We start from the raw sequence: 15,503 nt of genomic DNA, 5'->3' as shown, positions 1-15,503 counted from the left end.
AGATGCCGCCGCGAGACCCCCGTGAGCAGCCGATGTGCCAGCACCGTTCGATTGACCATGATCGCCACAGACGGATCATGCCACCGGCCAGGCACGACGCCTCACCCACTATCACGCACCAACTCGTTAGGCGGGCGCGGGCGCACGGACCTGCCGCAGCGGCTTGTCTTGCCGGTGGTTGGTGTCCCCTCGCTGCTGGGGCCCCATGACGTCGGGTGTCACCACGAGGAAGGGGATGGGCCCGCGCTGGTGGCCTCAGCCCCGGCCCACTGGGACGACATGTTCGTCCGCGACGTGGTGCATTTCGTCCGGCCCGCCGCCCCCGCCTGCCGTCTGGGTGGCTTACGACGGCGGCCGCTATCCGGGCACGGCATCCGCGCCTCTGTGGTGATCCCCCCCGCCTCGTTCCCCGGGCCCAGCAGTTCGAGACCGCTCCGGTGCGCTAGTGATGGCCGCATGGCGGCCGCGCGCTTACTGGTGGCGCCAGTGGTGGTGGACCTGCTGCACGTCGGCTTCCAGGACGTCACGCAGTCCGTCGTCGTCTGCAGGAACGTCCAGTCCCAGTGCGGCAGCGACCTCGCGGTAGGACGCCGCCATGCCGGGATCACCTGCGGCGACCAGGCTCGACAGCGGAGGCTGGTCTTTCGGCGTCTGCTGGTCGACGAGGGTGAGGACGGTGATGCGTTCGGCAGCGGTCATGCGGGGCAGTGCCGAGCCGAGCTGACGTTGCAGCCTGCTCCAGCTGGTGGTGGTCTGCTCACGGGCGGCCTTCTTCAGTGCCCCGCGAACGGCGGTGGCGGCGGAGCGCAGGTGGTCCGGGGCCAGGGCGTGGCGCTCGAAGGGCGTACGGGCGGGTTCCGGCTGGGTCGGGTGGTCGATCCAGGCTTGTGCCTTGCGGCGTTCGCTGGGCAGGAGCTTGTCCCCGGCGGTCTTCAGCGCCGTGGCGAGGTCCCGTCCCATCTGCTGCATTTCGGCGTCGGAGAGAGGCACGGGCTGGGTGAGGCGCTGCAGGATGTTCCGCGCCTGGCGGACCGCCGCGCGACGGGCCTGCCGCTCCTGGCGCGCGTTCTTCGCCGGGCGGGTGCTTGTCTTCCCGGCAGGCGCTGCGGCAGCGGCAGGTGCGGGGAGCGGGCGGGCCGGCTTCTTGCGCTGTGGCCGGGTAGGTGCGGCAGCGCCGACGCCGCGGCGCACACGCAGCAGCACGTCGGAGGCCTGTCGGATGAGTTCGTTCTCCTGGGCGGTAGCTCCCTGCCGGGTGGCTGCTTCGAGCCGGTCCAGGCAGCGTTGCAGTGGCGTCACGCTTGCGCGGCCGGCCAGGGCCTCGCGCAGCGCTTTCACCAGTTCGGTGCGGTCCTCAGGCGTGTCCGGTACGGCAGTGGCCAGCGTTGATGCGGACGCGGCGGGGGTCTTCGCGGTGAAGTCGCGTGCGTGCGCACCGATCGGCACGGTGTGGCTGCGCCGGCGCCGGATCTCCGTGGCTGCCCGAGTGGACAGCCCCTCGGGTGCAAGGTGCACGTTGTCTGCGGTGAAGTCGTACCAGTCGACCGCGCCGTCGCTGCTCTGGGTGCCGAACTGCACTTTGCGGTGTGCTCCTTCGGAGACACAGCGCACCCGGTGCACGTAGCCCTGCTCGCGCAGAAGGCGCGGGTCCGGCTCGATGTCCGGGCCGAACACTGTGCCGGCGTCGAACTCGCCGGGCACCAGCAGCGCGGAGGGGTCGAGGATGAAGCGCAGGGGCTTGTGTCCGCTGGGCTCTGCGGTGATCTGGGCGCCCAGCCTGACCTCTCCGGCCGGGTCGCGCAGGATGCGGGTGTCGCCGCTGAGGCCGTGACGGGCCATCCAGTCAGCCACGGCGGCCTTGACGTAGAGGTGGTCGGCGCTGCCCGATCCGAAGGACCTCGAACTTGTCCTGCGACACGGGGAGTCGGGGGCATCGGGGTCCGGAACATGCGCGAAGTGGCAGATCTTGTCCGTGCAGAGCCTGGTCGTCAGCCGGCCTCCGCAGCCGCCCAGCCACACCCCGCACCAGAAGGTGCGGCCCACGTGGCCCCGGCGAAACAGCTCGAGGTCGACCGCGTCGGTGGGAAGTTCGACCGGATCTTCGGAGTCGGCGTTGTCGAGCACCGCTGTCTGCACACGGCGTGAATCCCTGACCATCATGCCTCCGGCTCAGAACCGTCATAGCCCCAAGGCGAGAGTACGGGTGGCCACTGACAACGGCCCGGGGCCAGCGTTCCACTCCCGGGCGGCAGCCCAAGGGAATTGATGGATCACCCGCGCACACGACAGCAGGCGCTCCCAGATCGCCGTGGAGGCAGGCATCACTCCGCTGTGGGTCACCGACAGTGACCAGGCCGCCCTGATCAACAGGGCTCCCTGGGCGATGGTGGACGACCTGCCATGGCAGGAGATCGCGTCACGGTCGCGGATGCTGGTCCGCGGTGGCGTCCGTCACCTGCAAGAGTGGAAGTGCGCGGCGGGCGCTGAACGTCAGTGTCCGGAGAAGACAGCAAGCATGTATGGCTGCGGCGGATTCCACACCATCTGGGAAGTCCCCGCCCTGTGCCTGCCGATGAAGCGCCACACCGAGGTGGACGAACTCGTAGTGGCCAGCGTCGATGGTTCCTTCGTTCCGCTCCAAGTCCCTCTGCCCTCAGATCCCCGGCAAGCATCCCGCATGTGGGTCCCCGTCCAGGACCGCGAGCGTTGGCGCAGCATCGTCGGCCACGAATCAGCCCCCGTCCGCGAGGAAGTACCACCCGATGAAAAACTCGCCTTCCATGAGGAGGAGTTGGACACGAAGTGTCGCTTCGGCGAGGAAAACACCGTGCGCAACGACCCTCGCCCCGCTCGGGGCAGGGCCGACGACCGCGGCCTGAGAACCTTCGCCCAGCTGCCACCGCACATCCCCAGCCAGGCATCGGGACGGCCCATCAGCGGCGTGGAACGCCAGGAGGCAGCCGAACAGTACGGGTGCCCCGTGTGGGAGATCGGCTCCTGCCCTGGTTGCGGCCAGCCGATGCGCCGCTACGGGACCGGAGCCGCCCACGCCTGCCCGACCTGCCGATCTCGCCTCATCACCTCGTGGACCTGACCACCGCAGCCTTGGCGACCGCCCTGCGCACGTTGGCATCAACAAGGCCAGGGCTACCGGAAATCACGACGACCACGGTCCCGATACGGACGGCCGTCTGCTTGACGATGCTGCTACGCCCGCCAGTAGCAAAGGTCAGCAGCTGGCTCCACTGCTCGTCGCCCAGCCGGGCGGTGAGCACCTTCTGAGTCGTGACCGTGGAAAGGGCCGTACTGCTGGTGAGGATCTGGTAGATGGGGCAGGAGGTCATCGTTTCGAAGATCCGGCCCACGCTCCGGGAGAGCTTGCCCTCGGTGTCGCTGTACAACTCCTCAGCCACTTCAGAGTCGCTGCCGCCTGCGTAGGTGAAGGACGCCTTCGCCTTGTGCGGGAGGTCGAAGCCGCCGCCTACAGCGGCCTCGCTGCCGAGCCTCTCCAGCGCCGGACAGCCGATCACGGTTACGTCGTCGTGCTGTGCGGGACGCTGCGGCGCGCGGGTGTAACCCTCGTCCAAGTCGTTCTCGTCGAGAAGTCGCTTGGCCAGTGCGCCGAGGAAAGTGGAGCGGACGCCGGGGCGCTCTCGTTGTCCGGACGTACTGAGACGGTTGTCGAGGGTGCCGGGGCGATGGGATCAGCGCTGCCGGTCGAACAGCCCGTCAGGGCAAGGACGGCGAGGGCGCTGAGGTTGAGGACGGTCGTGGTGCGAAGGTGCATGCGAACCCCTTGGTGGTCTGCGGAGCGGACAGGTTGACCAGGCCGGTCTCCGGGTGCCGGGCAGTACGAAGGGGATCGTTTCGGGGGGTTCAGTGGCCGAGGTGGCGCAGGCCCTCTTCGAGGGTGAGGTGGAACCGGTCGACGGGACCGGAGTGGCGGTTGAACCAGACCGCATCCAGGCCGGGCTCCTTCGTCTCGTGGCCGGCCCGGCAGCGCAGCCATATCGAGTCGTCGCGCCGGCAGAAGATGATCCAGTCCCGGTACGCGCCGCACTCTGGGCACGTACGGACGTCACCGTCGATGACGAGCGGCTGCAGCCAGCGCATCATAACGCCGGCCACCTCCTGCCGGGACGGCACCCGCAAGTCCGGGGGCAGGAAGTCGGGAGCCATCGCTGCCTCCGCAGCCGGAGCGGGCGTCTCGGAGAAGTCGGGCCACGGCTGCGTCGCCTGTAGCTGCAGGAGAAGCGCGAAGCCCGCACGCTGGGCCTCGCAGAATGCGCGGTCCTCACGAGCGCGTCGAAAGAACAAGATCTCTTCCTCTCTGTAATCCGGCGGGCAGGGGAAACGTGCTTCTGCTCAGGGAGACTGGCGACGAGCCGCACACCAGCGGCTCTGAGGGGCAGGGGTCGTCAGCTGCGGCGGACGACGGTGAGTCGGCCCTCGGCGCTCTCAGGCACAGTGCGGCGGGGCACCGGGACCGGCGAGGCGAGCGAGGAGGCGAACGCGGCGACCAGGTCGTGGGGGAGGCTGGCGCTGAAGCTGGCGCACCACAGGTACGGTGCGCCGGGAACAGGGTCCGCCCACGCCTGCCAGCCCACCAGGTCAGGACGCGGGTCGGCGTCCTCGATGAGCGACGGCAGCATCTCCAGGGACACACTGCAGGAGAACCCGGGGTCCACCGCGGTGGTGCGAGGACGATCCAAATCGCCGACCCAGTCACGGGCACAGAGCGCGTTGAGGACGGCCTCGGGCCCCGCGAAGCCAACGTCGGGCGTCTTATGGCTGTCGATCGCCACCAAGAGGTCGGCGAGCGCCTCGTGCGGAACGCCGGCGGTGAAATACGCGTTCCACGCGGTCATGACAGAGGCGGCATGCGAGCGGGCGCTCAGTTGCCAGGCCACTGGTAGTCCGCCCAGCTCGAACGGGTAGGCCGCGAGGACCCATTCGGTGCACCGCAGCCCATCCGGGCTCACGTACAGCAGGGTGTGGCGGGCGGTGGGCCACATGCACCAGCCGAGGTCGGCCAGGGAGTCGCCGATCCGCTCGGCGAGCGCGTCGTCATCGCCGGCCAAGTGACGCGGGGTGACCCAGTACACGGGGTCAGGCGAGTCAAGATGGGAGGGTTCGCTGGGGTGGTGCGGGTGCAGGGGCGCCTCCGGGCGAAGGGGGTGGTGTCCAACAGGGCGTTGTACGTTGACATGGCTTGCCGCACGTGCACCAGCCCTTCGAGGGTCTTTCCTGTCTGCCCCCGGCGAACTTGTCCGTCCACGAGTGATCTTGACCGTTTACCAGGTGCGTTTGATCGCCGTGTTTCCGTTTTTCCGGGTCTGCCACTGTCGGCCATGCGCGTTGGCTACCGTCCCCTAATGAAGTCACAGGTCGCCGAAACCACTGAAGCTTGTACCTGCCCCGCGAAGGACCGCGTCTGTCAGGACTGCAGAGGCGAAGGGTGGGTGACGCCGCTGCCTGAAGACGGGCGTCGGCGAGACGCCACTGGCCGCTGCACTTCGTGCGCTGGGCGGGGAGGCCACCGCCTGCCACACGAACCGACGTGCCCTGTGATGCAGAAGCATCCTGGGCTTGAATACTTCGCACCGCAGCTCATCAGTGACTCGGGCGACATCACGTTCTTCAGTACCGGCAACGCACTCGCTCGACCAGAGGTACGGCAGCGTCTCGCGCAGATTCTGTTCGGGCCGCGTCCCTGACGACCGGAGCCGCGCCGTGAGCAGAGTCCTCGGACAACTGGTCAAGATCACTTGTCAGCGAGGAGAACTGACACCGGCTACAGGCGCATCTCTTCATCGATGGCCCGAGCGATCTCTGGCCACGGTGCGCGCAGGACGCCGAAGATCGACCAGTAACCGTACATGTGCCGTACCAGGGCCCCGACGCCAAGGCGTGCGGCGTCTCGGTCGATGGTGCCTATGACCCGCCGGGTGATTCCTCCCGCTCCTCGGGCGGCTGGGGTGATCCCGTGCCCGAGGAGGAGCGTGCCGGTTCGGATGGCATCCAGTGTGGTCGGTGGCGCAGCTCCAGAAAAACTGCCGTAGATCAGTTGGTGCCAGGGCTCTTGGGTGCGGGCCCAGGCCAGGCGTTCCAGGCCGCTGCCGAGGTCTACGGCCAAGCGGTCTGGGCGTTCGGTGTTCCACAGAAGGACGATGTCGCCGAGGGTGCGGTCCAGATGGCGGAAGCGCAGCGTGATTCCCTCGACCTGTCGCCGCCGCCACGAGGCCAGCTTGCCGTTGATGCTCAGGTGCCTTGCGTGGAAGCCGAGTTGGGAGAGGACCGTCAGCCAGCCGTCAAGGACGGCGCCGTACTCGTCCAGGCCACCTATGGGTTGGACCCGGGAAACGTTGACGAAGGAGGTCAGGAATCCGTCCTTCAAGTGGCCGGTGGCATCGCGCTCGCCTGTGAAGCGGACGACTGGCTGGGGAAGGAACCCGCTTCGGTACGTGCGGAGTTGGCCGTCCTTGAGGAGTGGGTCGAGTGCTTGGATGGCGGAGATGGTCAGTTCGGTCTCCCGCCCCCAACGGAGGGGAAGGCAGGCATCACGTGCGACCCCAGCCCGGGCGAAGCCGGTCTCCAGGGAGTCGAGTAAGTCCCTCCAAGAGGGTGGTTTGCGTGGTGGCCTGTAGGGGGTACCGCGGTTCGGGTGGCGGACCTCGATGTGATGGTCGTCGCCCGTGAACTCCCAATGAGGGCCTAACGCGGTGCGCATAGCGACCGGTATCTGCTTGGCCAAGATGTCTCCGGCCGTGCTTTTCGCGCGGGTCAGCACGGCCGCGTTGCCATCGCCTTGAAGTGGCGCGCCGGGTCGAAGCGCCGCATCCCGATGTCTTGGACCCTGCGGTGGTCGAGACCTTCCGCCTGCACGATTGCGTCGGCGAGCCTCCGTGCCGCCGTCTCATCGTCTTCCCGCGGGTCGACGACGGCGATCGCGCCCGTCTCGTCACACAGGGCGGCCTGGGCGCATGTCCCAACCCGCCAGGTCAGAGCGGCCATTGGAGTGCCGGCGCGGAGGGATTCACCGAAGACGGCAGCCCCGGCTTCCACGTACGCACGGGCGTACGTGTAGACGAAGACGGACGCTTCGGCGATCGCGGCGGTCTTGTCAGAGCCGCCGAGTTCCCCGATCCACTTCACGTGGTCGGCCATGAGGAGCCGCTCGTGCCGGCGTACGTACTCCTCGTCGAAGACGGGACCGACGATCCGGATGCGACGGCCAAGGATCTGCGCCGCCCGCACCGCGATGTGCGGGGCCTTGTCCTCGTCGACCCGGCCGAGCCAGACGAGGTCGGTACCAGCGATGGCGGGAGGCTCCTCCTCGCGGAGGCCCAGGTGAACGGCGAGTTCGGGGATCGGCCGGTGGTCGACGTACCGCTCGATCATCTCGGGCGAGTAGCAGTAGAGCCGCGACCGCTGGCCATCGAAGGCCGTGGCGGTGTGTTGGAAGACCGGCGAGTGCTGGAACGTGGCGACGTCGCAGTCCAGCTCGCGCCACGTACGGGTCCAAGCCGGAAGCGACGGGTACTCGTGGCCCACGACCAGGAGGTCGTACCCGCTGTCGCGTAGCTCGCGCTCGGCGAGCGTTCCGGGGGTGACGTCCTCCAGGCGGACCGGCTTGCGGACCCAGTCTTCTTCCAGGTCCGTGAGCCAGCCCGGCCCAAGGAGGTGTACGTCGGCGCCTGCGGCTCGGGCGCCTGTGGCGACCGCCCACAGCCATCGTTCGATTCCGCCGTAGCCGGCGGGTGGAAAGGCGTAGCTACCAGGGAAGTCGCAGACGCCGACGAGCACTATGCCTCCGGTGTTCCGTCCGCCGAGATCCGGCGGAAGCCGAGGTACGGGACGAGGGATTCGGGCAGGAGGATGGAACCGTCCTGCTGCTGGCACTGTTCAAGGAGAGCGGCCAGGGTGCGGCCGATGGGCAGGCCGGAGCCGTTGAGGGTGGCGACGAGCTTGGGCTTGCCGTCCTCGCCACGAGTCCGGATGTTCGCCCGGCGAGCCTGGAAGGTGCCGAAGTTGGAGACCGAGGAGATCTCGCGGTACGTGTTCTGGCTCGGGATCCAGACTTCGATGTCGTAGGTGAGCTGGGCGGAGAAGCCCGTGTCGCCGGCGGCCAGCTTGATGACGCGGTAGGCGAGGCCGAGTTCCTTCAGGCACGCCTCTGCGTGTCCGATCATTTTCTCCAGCTCGGCGTCGGCGTCCGCGGGGTCGACGATGCGGACGATCTCGACCTTGGCGAACTGATGCTGGCGGATCAGGCCGCGGGTGTCGCGGCCGTACGAGCCGGCCTCGGACCGGAAGCACGGGGTGTGCGCGGTGAGTGCGAGCGGCAGCTCGGCCGGGGGGATGATCTCGTCGGCGTAGAGGTTGGTCAGCGGGACCTCGGCCGTCGGGATGAGGAACAGCTCGCGGTCGGCGACGCCGGTCTTGAACAGGTCTTCCTCGAACTTCGGGAGCTGGCCGGTGCCGGTCATGGTCTTGCGGCTGACCAGGTAGGGGACCGCGTACTCGACGTAGCCGTGTCGACGGGTGTGGAGGTCGAGGAAGAGCGTGGCCAGGGCGCGTTCCATGGCGGCACCAGCCCCGCGGGAGACCGCGAAACGCGGGCCGGACAGCTTCGTGGCCCTGCCGAAGTCGAGGATGCCGGTGGCCTCGCCGAGGTCGACGTGGTCCTTCGGCTCGAACGGGAACGCCGGGGGCGTTCCGACGCGCCGGATCTCCACGGCGAACTCCTCGGAATCGCCGTCGGGGGCCGAGTCGTCCGGCAGGTTCGGGATGCTGAGGAGCAGGTCGCGGAGCTGGGCCTCGATCTGCTCCTGTCCGGCCTCGATCTCACGGATCTGGTCCTTCAGCTCGCGGGCGCGCTCCTTGAGCTTGGTGATGTCGCCGCCCTGCCTGGCCGTCTGCTGGACCTCGCTCGCCACTCGCTTGGACTCCGCCCGCATCTCATCGGCCGAGCGGATGTTCTGGTTGCGCCGAGAGTAGAGGGACTCCAACTCGGACAGGTCCAGGGTGTAACCGCGACGAGCGAGCCGACGAACCGCTTCGGCACCCATGTCGATCAGGGCGCGGGCATCATGCATGAGGAAGATCCTTCTGATCTTGCGAGTGGGATGGGGATGCGGAATCGACGGTAGCAACCGCCGAGTTGTTCCCGTTCCGGAATATCCCACTGTCGCCGGTATCGGCGGCAAGGCGCTCTGCGCCGACTTCAAGATCGTTCATCAGGGTCCCGATGAATTTCGGCAGCTCCTCGTCAGGGATGGCGATGGGCTCGACGTACGGCGACTCAGGGAAGAACAGGGGCATAACCTGCCCAGGAGTCCGGGCGCTGTGCCACAGGAGTACGGAGAGCAGTAGGCCGTGGGCCACGAGGACGCGGGGGCCGGGGTGGTCCAGGGATGCGTGGACCCCCGTGAGCATCCTGCGGATGCCCTCGCTCTGCGATTCGGCACTGCCGGGCGGTCGCTCGTCGGCGCTGTGTCCGTCGAGCCATGCGGCGTATTCGAGGAACGGGCCCCCTTCGAAGTCCCCGTAGTCGAGTTCGTTCAGCCGCGCATCGATGATCAGTTCCGGTCCGGGAACCCCCATAAACAGGTTCGCGGTCTGCTGGGTGCGGGGGAATTCGCTGGCCACCCACGTTCTCACGCTGTGGAGGGGCAAGGTGCTCCATCCCCTGGTCAACGCCTGTCGGCCGTCCTCGTTCAGGTGGATGGGTTTGGCCGGGTCGCCGTTGACGAGATAGCGCCGGCTGAAGTCGGTCGGCCCGTGGCGGAGGACGTAAGTCGTCATGGTCGGGTCCCTGGGGTTGGCGCCGACAGCCACGCGAGGACGTCGGCCATCCGTGGCACGCGTGGATCGGCGGTTTCGAGGTAGTAGAGGAGACCGTCCAGTGCCAGGGCTCGGCACCACGGTGCGAGCACGGGGACGGGGATGCGCGCGATCCGGGCGGCTGTGGCCAGGCGAGTGTCCGTGCCGTGCCCAAGGTCGTAGTACACGGTCCAGAAGGCCCAGTCGAAGACGGCGTCTCCGACCATCGGAAGAGGATCGATGAACCGCGGGTGCCCCAGCCAGTCGAACAGCACGTTTTCGCGGTAGAGGTCCGCGTGCAGGACCGTCGCGCGGCCGTCGTCCTCCTCCAAGATCATGAGTTCGGGGAGCATCGCGTTGGCGAGGTCGCGCCACGGGCCAAGAACGACCGACTCCAATCTGCGCCAGATCCGGGGGCGAATCTCCTGGTGCAGGTATGTGGCCAGGAGCGGCATTTCACGCTGTCGGCGACGGAGACGGCCGAAAGTGTGGAGGCCCTCAAGGGCGGCGGCCACCGTTTGCAGCTCCCGTGATGGCCGCTCGCCGCCGCCCGGCTGGCCATTGACCATCTCCAGGGCCGCCACGGCGAGGTCGTCCGCCACCTCGACAACGTCCGCCGTGGGTCCGCCCGCCCACAGGCGCAGGGCGGTCACCTCGTTGTGGAACCGTGCGGGGTCGGCCCATGCCTTGAGGAGCAGCGGACGCCCGTCGAGCGTGTCGGCCGTGGCGATCACGGAGGCGTGTCCGGCGTCGTGGTACCCGCCGAGCGTGAGCTTCCAGCGCTCCGCCGCCTGATCCAGCAGAGCCGGCACAGCATCGAGCCACCCGGAGACCTCGGTGCCATAGTGGGTGATCAGGCGCCGCCGACACTCCGGGGAGACCTCTCCAAGCGTCCGCTTCACCATCAGCTCAGCACGATCCCGTCGGAGACCAGCTCGTCGGTGAGGGCGGGGAACTCTCCCAGTGCCTCCTCCACCAGCGCCTGCACCTTGTCCACCTCGGCGTCCGGAGACGACAGGCGGGCCAGGACGCGCCACGGCTGGTCGAGCCGCTGCCCGGTAGCACTCACCAGGTGGACCTCGGCGTACTCCCCGGTCGCCTCGTGCAGCCGCTCGGCGAGCCGTCGCGCGGCGATGTTGTAGAGCTTGCCCACGTGATACACGGGATTCTTGCCGTTGGCGCCCTCCAGGTTCATCGGCCGCAGCGGCGGGATGAGCCCGTTGACACGGTTGCCGCGGCCGACGACTCCTTCGTCGCCGGACTCGATCGAGCTGCCGGTGTAGGTCAGGTACAGCTCGTCCTTCTCGGGTACGTCGCGCGCATTGAGTCGGAATCGCGCCTCCGCACCGGCGAGCCGGAGGCCCGCGAGCCTGTGGCACTCGGCGAGCACGCTCTCCGCGTTCCGCACGTACTCGGCCCGGCTGGCGACGAACCGCGACTTCTGCGGGACGCAGAGCACGACGTCAGCCTGCTCACCATCCCAGTAGCCCATGAGCTTGACGTCCGACCCGCACCAAGCGTGTGTACGGGTGAACTCGCTGTCCCCGGAGAAGTGGTTCACCAGGTCGCGGACGAACGACTCGAAGGTGTTCTCCGGCGCCCAGCCCGTCCCCAACGAGGTGTCGTTGGACAGCCGCACCCGCCGCTCACGCAGGTCCTCGATCGACCGCGGATTGAACCAACGTGTCCGGTCGGGCACCTCGTCGCCGGTGAGAACGGCACCCGGGCTCGAATTGCTGGTGATGTTGAAGACGATATCGAGATGGTCCGAGACCTCGGGGAGCCGCTCGGCGAAGAACGCCCGCACCTCGGCCTCCACGATCTCCTCGACGGGAATCCGCTCCCCGCCGCACATGGGCGCGGCACGGCCATTGACGAGCACCCTGACCGCGGAGGTCATCCGGCCGGCGCCGTACCGGACCTCGCTCGCGCCGCCGAGGAGAGCGAGCTTGTCGAAATTGTGGTGCAGCACGGCACCAAAGCGCTCGACAGTGTGGTGGCTGTAGGCGCGGGAAAGCCGCTCGGCGAGGTGGTCGGCCAGGGTGTCCGGGTGACCGAGGCCCTTCCGTTCGACGATGGTCGTCGCGTCCGGTCTGGCCATGGCCGTGTCGATGACAAGGTTACTGTTGCCGATGATCGTGCTGGTACGAGGCATCACGAACTCCCGTTTGGCGTGGACGAAAGGTGGATGAGCGCAGGCGTCGACGCGCCTGGTCGATCAGTGAGCGAGGAGTCAGCGCGGGACGCCGGCGGCACGCAGGGCCGAGACAGCCCGAGCCAGCGACGCGTACGCGGCTGCGGCCTGGTCCTCGGCGGCAAGCCGGTCGACATCGCGGGCCGCGATGAGGTCGATGTCCTGAGGGCGACGGCGATCAAGCCAGAGCAGCAGGCGCCAGGCCAGAACAGGACCGCAGAACGGCAGCCGGGTGATGAGATCGATCGGGACAAGGCTGGGCTTCACGCCCGCGTAGAGCAGGTCGCGTACGAGGTGGAACACTACGTCGGCGTAGTCGACGACGGCAGGCCCGCGGGCACTGGCCTCCCAGTCAACGACGCTCAGCCGGTGGTCATCGACCAACAGGTGCTCGGGCTTGAGGTCACCGTGAAGGTAGACGACGGGATGCGATTGAAGAGGCTGGAGTGACGCGGCCAAGTCTGCCCACCACGGTTGTGGTCGGCAGCGAGGAGAGAGCTGGTTGAGCAGGAAGTGGTGCTGAAGCGCAGGGTGCCCTCCTTCATTGGTCCAGCCGGAACCAGGCGTGAGCCCGGGCGTAGGCCGGTGAAGCCTCTCCGCCAGACCAAGGACGTGGCCGACGTACTCCTCGACCGCCTGGCCCGTACGAACGCTGCATGGCACGCCAGGCAGCACGCGGAACACCGACCAAGATCCGGCGTCGCACCTGCCCGTGGCCAGGACTTCCGGTACTGACAGACCCCAGTGAGCCGCACGCCGGACCGTGTCTGCTTCCCGGCGCCGCCGGCCCTCGGGGTCGATCCCCACGTAGACCTTCAGCAGAGAACCGCCGTCGGCTGCCCGCTGCGTCCTGGAGTACGGCTTGACGGTTGCACAGCCGAAGGGGCCGTACCGGAGCTCGGCCGTCCGTAACGTCACGTCGCCCACGGGCACAGGTCGCCTCCTGTCAGGGGAGTCATTCCAACGGTCGGACGAGTGCGAATCCGCCGGCGCGCTCACAGCCTCAGCCCCGACAGCAGGTTCGCGACCGAAGCCGTGACGTCCTTCACGAACGGGCCGACGTTGCGGGTCCCAGCGAGGTAGAGGCCGAAGACCGCACACACCAAGGCGTGACCCGCCTTGAGCCCACCTCCTCGGCACAAGAAGACGATCACGATGCCGAGGAGCAGCAGGACAGCGACATCGACAGCCACCGCGGAGCCCCTTCCGACCTCGTACGGACACTGGAGACCGAGACGGACTCTGCGGTGACCGCGTCGGTGTGACCATGACAGCGGCTCGGAGCTGTGCGGAGTATCACAAGCTGTTGCCGAAGCTGCTCATCAGCAGCTCATGGCCGGTTGGTCTGACTTTTCAACATCCGCTTACACACGGGTTCATGACAGGCAGACTTAGGCTCCGGATCATGACCAGGGATGCGCAGGCGGTAGGAGCGGTGGGGAAGAGTCGCCCGGGGTGGCGCCCGGACAAGCCCGGTCATCGGTTCACCATGGCGTGCGGAGCGGGAAGCCTCCTGGCTCATCGCCGGACTGGCCAAGGCAGCACACACTGCCGTCTACGACCGGATGTTCCGGCACGAGGAAGCCGACCGGACCATGCTGCCCGCATGGCAGGCGCACACCACGGGTTTCCGGGACTGGGCCACTCCCCCTCCGCATGCACGCGCCTGGTCGAAGCCCCTGTGGTGGCTGCGCAAGGCCGTCTCCGGTCTGGCTGTGCGGATGGGGTTCCTCGACGTGGGGCTGAGGGTGCACGGCAGCAGGTCCGCTGTCCTTGCGCTTGCCCGAGGTATGACCGCACGCGACGACATCGACGTTCGCCCTCTTGACGGCCGAGGACGCCTGGGGACCGTACAGCACGGGGAAAACGCCCTCCACCGGGGGCTGACCCGCATCATGGGGTCGTGGTTCGCCACGATCGTCCTGGTGGACCTCGCGCAGAAGGCCGCACCTGCGGGGGCCGCCGTCTGCTGGCTCGCAGCCCTTGCCTGCACGTGTGTGGTCTGGTGGAACGCACTTGGCCTGCCGCTGGCAAACACCCGGCTTCGATCAGCGGCGATCTCTCTTGCGCTGACCGCGCTCGCGATGGTTGTCGCGCTGGGCATACCGGGATGGATCACCGGCATGACGACCATGCAGGCCGTCGTGACGGCAGCCGTCACCTACTACACAGTCGGTCTGGTGCTGCTCGGCCGCCGGTGGAAGTGGCAGGTCCTGATCGCCAGCGTGCTGCCTCTGATCGCCACCCTGGTGGTGGCCGCGCTTCCGCTGACCGATCGGTTGTTGCACGACGTCTACGCCGATGAACTCGATCTGACGTCCGCCGAGACAGAGGTCAGCAGCATCTGGCAGCTCGCCGCTGCGGTGAAGCTTCTCTCACTGCCGCTTGGAGCGATTTTGTTCGTCGCCGCCGGATGGGGAATCCTGCGGTACTTCCACTTCATACGCCCTCGCAGTGTGACAGCCGGCGTGGTCGCCACTCTCATTCTCACATTGGCCCTGATCACGGCCGCCTCGAAGACTCTGAATTCACCGGCAGCAGCAGCCGACAAGCTGAAGCATGCCGCCACCCGTGGGACCCCACCGCCTCCGTACTTCGGCATCAGCCCGGAATGGGCCTGCGTCATTCCCACTGTTCCAGCCGGCCGGCTGACCGAGGAGGGCGGGACCCTGAGGCGCGGCGTGCCGTACGTCTCGTTCGGCATCGCCGATGGCCAACTGGTTCTGTGGAATGGCCAGGCCGGGAAGCCCCTGCGGATCGACGCTGATCAGGTGAGAGTGGTTCCACAGCGAGACGGCGCCCGGGAATGCGCGTAGGCCACACTGGCACACGTCCGTGAGATTTCGGCCACTCACCGGTGGTGGCCGGCTGGGGCCGCGTAACCTCACGGACATGGGGGCATCAGCCGGCGCAGATCGCCGAGCACTACGGAGTGACCGAGGAAATGGCCCGGTACCGGTACAACACCACTGGCGTCGCCGAACAGGCCGGAAACCGCTGACGGTGCCGGAGGTACGCGCTTTCGGTCGGCCGCTTACCGCCGGGACGTGGAGCGGGAGCAAGCAAGTACTTCGGCTGGCGGACTCCGTGGCGCATGCTGGATGGCCACCAGCGATGCACGACGCGCGCGTACGAGCGGTGTGACGGTACGTCGATACTCAGCGGGACGCCGCACCACGGACAACGCGTAGGCCCGCAGAGGACAGGACACCCCCCTTCCCTGGGAGCCATCTGGGAGCCAACCCGCTCCCCGAGTCCCATCCCCGCCCCGCGCCACCAACCGAGCCCACTGCTCCGACCTGCGAAAACGCCATCGAAGCTGGCAGTCTCACCAACCGAACCTCATTCGGGACGATGAGGTTGTGGGTTCAAATCCCGCTACCCCGACAGAGAAACACAAGGTCAGAGATCAGCACCGGGCCTGGTGTGCTGTGCGGCCCTGTGGTGGAGCCGCACGGGAGCCAACTCCGGACTCCAGCTCCCA

General features: G+C 67.8%; 14 protein-coding genes. 2 read left to right on the top strand and 12 right to left on the bottom strand.

The genetic code is table 11. The features are described 5' to 3' along the window. Positions 1–471: 471 nt before the first annotated feature. A complete protein-coding gene (locus N4P33_RS03780) occupies positions 472–2,136 on the bottom strand; it encodes a hypothetical protein (protein WP_260824712.1) in 1,665 nt (554 codons plus the stop codon). Between the two features lie 172 nt (positions 2,137–2,308). On the opposite strand from N4P33_RS03780, the gene N4P33_RS03775 reads away from it, so the two are divergent. After that, on the top strand, positions 2,309–3,094 hold the full coding sequence (locus N4P33_RS03775) for a hypothetical protein (RefSeq protein ID WP_260824711.1): 786 nt from the start codon (positions 2,309–2,311) through the stop codon (positions 3,092–3,094). Here N4P33_RS03775 and N4P33_RS03770 read toward each other — a convergent pair. The 11 genes from N4P33_RS03770 to N4P33_RS03720 all read right to left on the bottom strand — a co-directional run bounded on the left by N4P33_RS03770 (position 3,078) and on the right by N4P33_RS03720 (position 13,212). Beyond that, positions 3,078–3,587, bottom strand: a complete 510-nt coding sequence (locus tag N4P33_RS03770) for a hypothetical protein (RefSeq protein ID WP_260824710.1) — start codon at positions 3,585–3,587, stop codon at positions 3,078–3,080. The two genes, N4P33_RS03775 and N4P33_RS03770, sit on opposite strands and share 17 nt — an antisense overlap. A 289-nt stretch (positions 3,588–3,876) precedes the next feature. Then, positions 3,877–4,179 carry a hypothetical protein gene (locus tag N4P33_RS03765; protein ID WP_260824709.1) on the bottom strand — a complete coding sequence of 101 codons (303 nt, stop codon included), beginning with the start codon at positions 4,177–4,179 and terminating at the stop codon, positions 3,877–3,879. 239 nt (positions 4,180–4,418) lie between these two features. Beyond that, complete coding sequence (locus N4P33_RS03760; protein WP_260824708.1) at positions 4,419–5,105, bottom strand: DUF317 domain-containing protein; 687 nt, start codon at positions 5,103–5,105, stop codon at positions 4,419–4,421. A gap of 689 nt (positions 5,106–5,794) precedes the next feature. After that, entirely contained in the window at positions 5,795–6,754 is a 960-nt protein-coding gene (locus N4P33_RS03755) for a hypothetical protein (RefSeq protein ID WP_260824707.1), read from the bottom strand. A gap of 29 nt (positions 6,755–6,783) precedes the next feature. Further along, the gene (locus N4P33_RS03750; RefSeq protein ID WP_260824706.1) at positions 6,784–7,806 is read right to left on the bottom strand and encodes a glycosyltransferase; all 1,023 of its coding nucleotides are present in this window, start codon (positions 7,804–7,806) and stop codon (positions 6,784–6,786) included. After that, positions 7,806–9,098 (bottom strand): serine--tRNA ligase, encoded by a 1,293-nt coding sequence (gene serS / locus N4P33_RS03745; RefSeq protein WP_260824705.1) that lies wholly within the window; start codon positions 9,096–9,098, stop codon positions 7,806–7,808. The genes N4P33_RS03750 and serS overlap by 1 nt, the downstream gene beginning before the upstream one ends. Continuing rightward, positions 9,091–9,807 (bottom strand): histidine phosphatase family protein, encoded by a 717-nt coding sequence (locus N4P33_RS03740; RefSeq protein ID WP_260824703.1) that lies wholly within the window; start codon positions 9,805–9,807, stop codon positions 9,091–9,093. Before N4P33_RS03740 ends, serS begins: the two co-directional genes overlap by 8 nt. After that, the gene (locus N4P33_RS03735; protein WP_260824702.1) at positions 9,804–10,730 is read right to left on the bottom strand and encodes an aminoglycoside phosphotransferase family protein; all 927 of its coding nucleotides are present in this window, start codon (positions 10,728–10,730) and stop codon (positions 9,804–9,806) included. Before N4P33_RS03735 ends, N4P33_RS03740 begins: the two co-directional genes overlap by 4 nt. Beyond that, entirely contained in the window at positions 10,730–11,980 is a 1,251-nt protein-coding gene (locus N4P33_RS03730; RefSeq protein WP_260824701.1) for a methionine adenosyltransferase, read from the bottom strand. The genes N4P33_RS03735 and N4P33_RS03730 overlap by 1 nt, the downstream gene beginning before the upstream one ends. 78 nt (positions 11,981–12,058) lie before the next feature. Next, the gene (locus N4P33_RS03725; RefSeq protein WP_260824716.1) at positions 12,059–12,826 is read right to left on the bottom strand and encodes a phosphotransferase; all 768 of its coding nucleotides are present in this window, start codon (positions 12,824–12,826) and stop codon (positions 12,059–12,061) included. A gap of 188 nt (positions 12,827–13,014) precedes the next feature. Next, positions 13,015–13,212 (bottom strand): hypothetical protein, encoded by a 198-nt coding sequence (locus N4P33_RS03720; protein ID WP_260824699.1) that lies wholly within the window; start codon positions 13,210–13,212, stop codon positions 13,015–13,017. A 372-nt stretch (positions 13,213–13,584) separates the two neighbouring features. Between N4P33_RS03720 and N4P33_RS03715 the strand changes: the two genes are divergently transcribed. Continuing rightward, positions 13,585–14,835: a hypothetical protein gene (locus N4P33_RS03715; RefSeq protein WP_260824698.1), complete on the top strand. Its 1,251-nt coding sequence runs from the start codon at positions 13,585–13,587 to the stop codon at positions 14,833–14,835. Positions 14,836–15,503: the final 668 nt, after the last annotated feature.

It is taken from the genome of Streptomyces sp. 15-116A (genome assembly GCF_025290915.1).
Lineage (GTDB): Bacteria > Actinomycetota > Actinomycetes > Streptomycetales > Streptomycetaceae > Streptomyces.
This window is presented reverse-complemented; position numbering and strand designations above follow the sequence as displayed.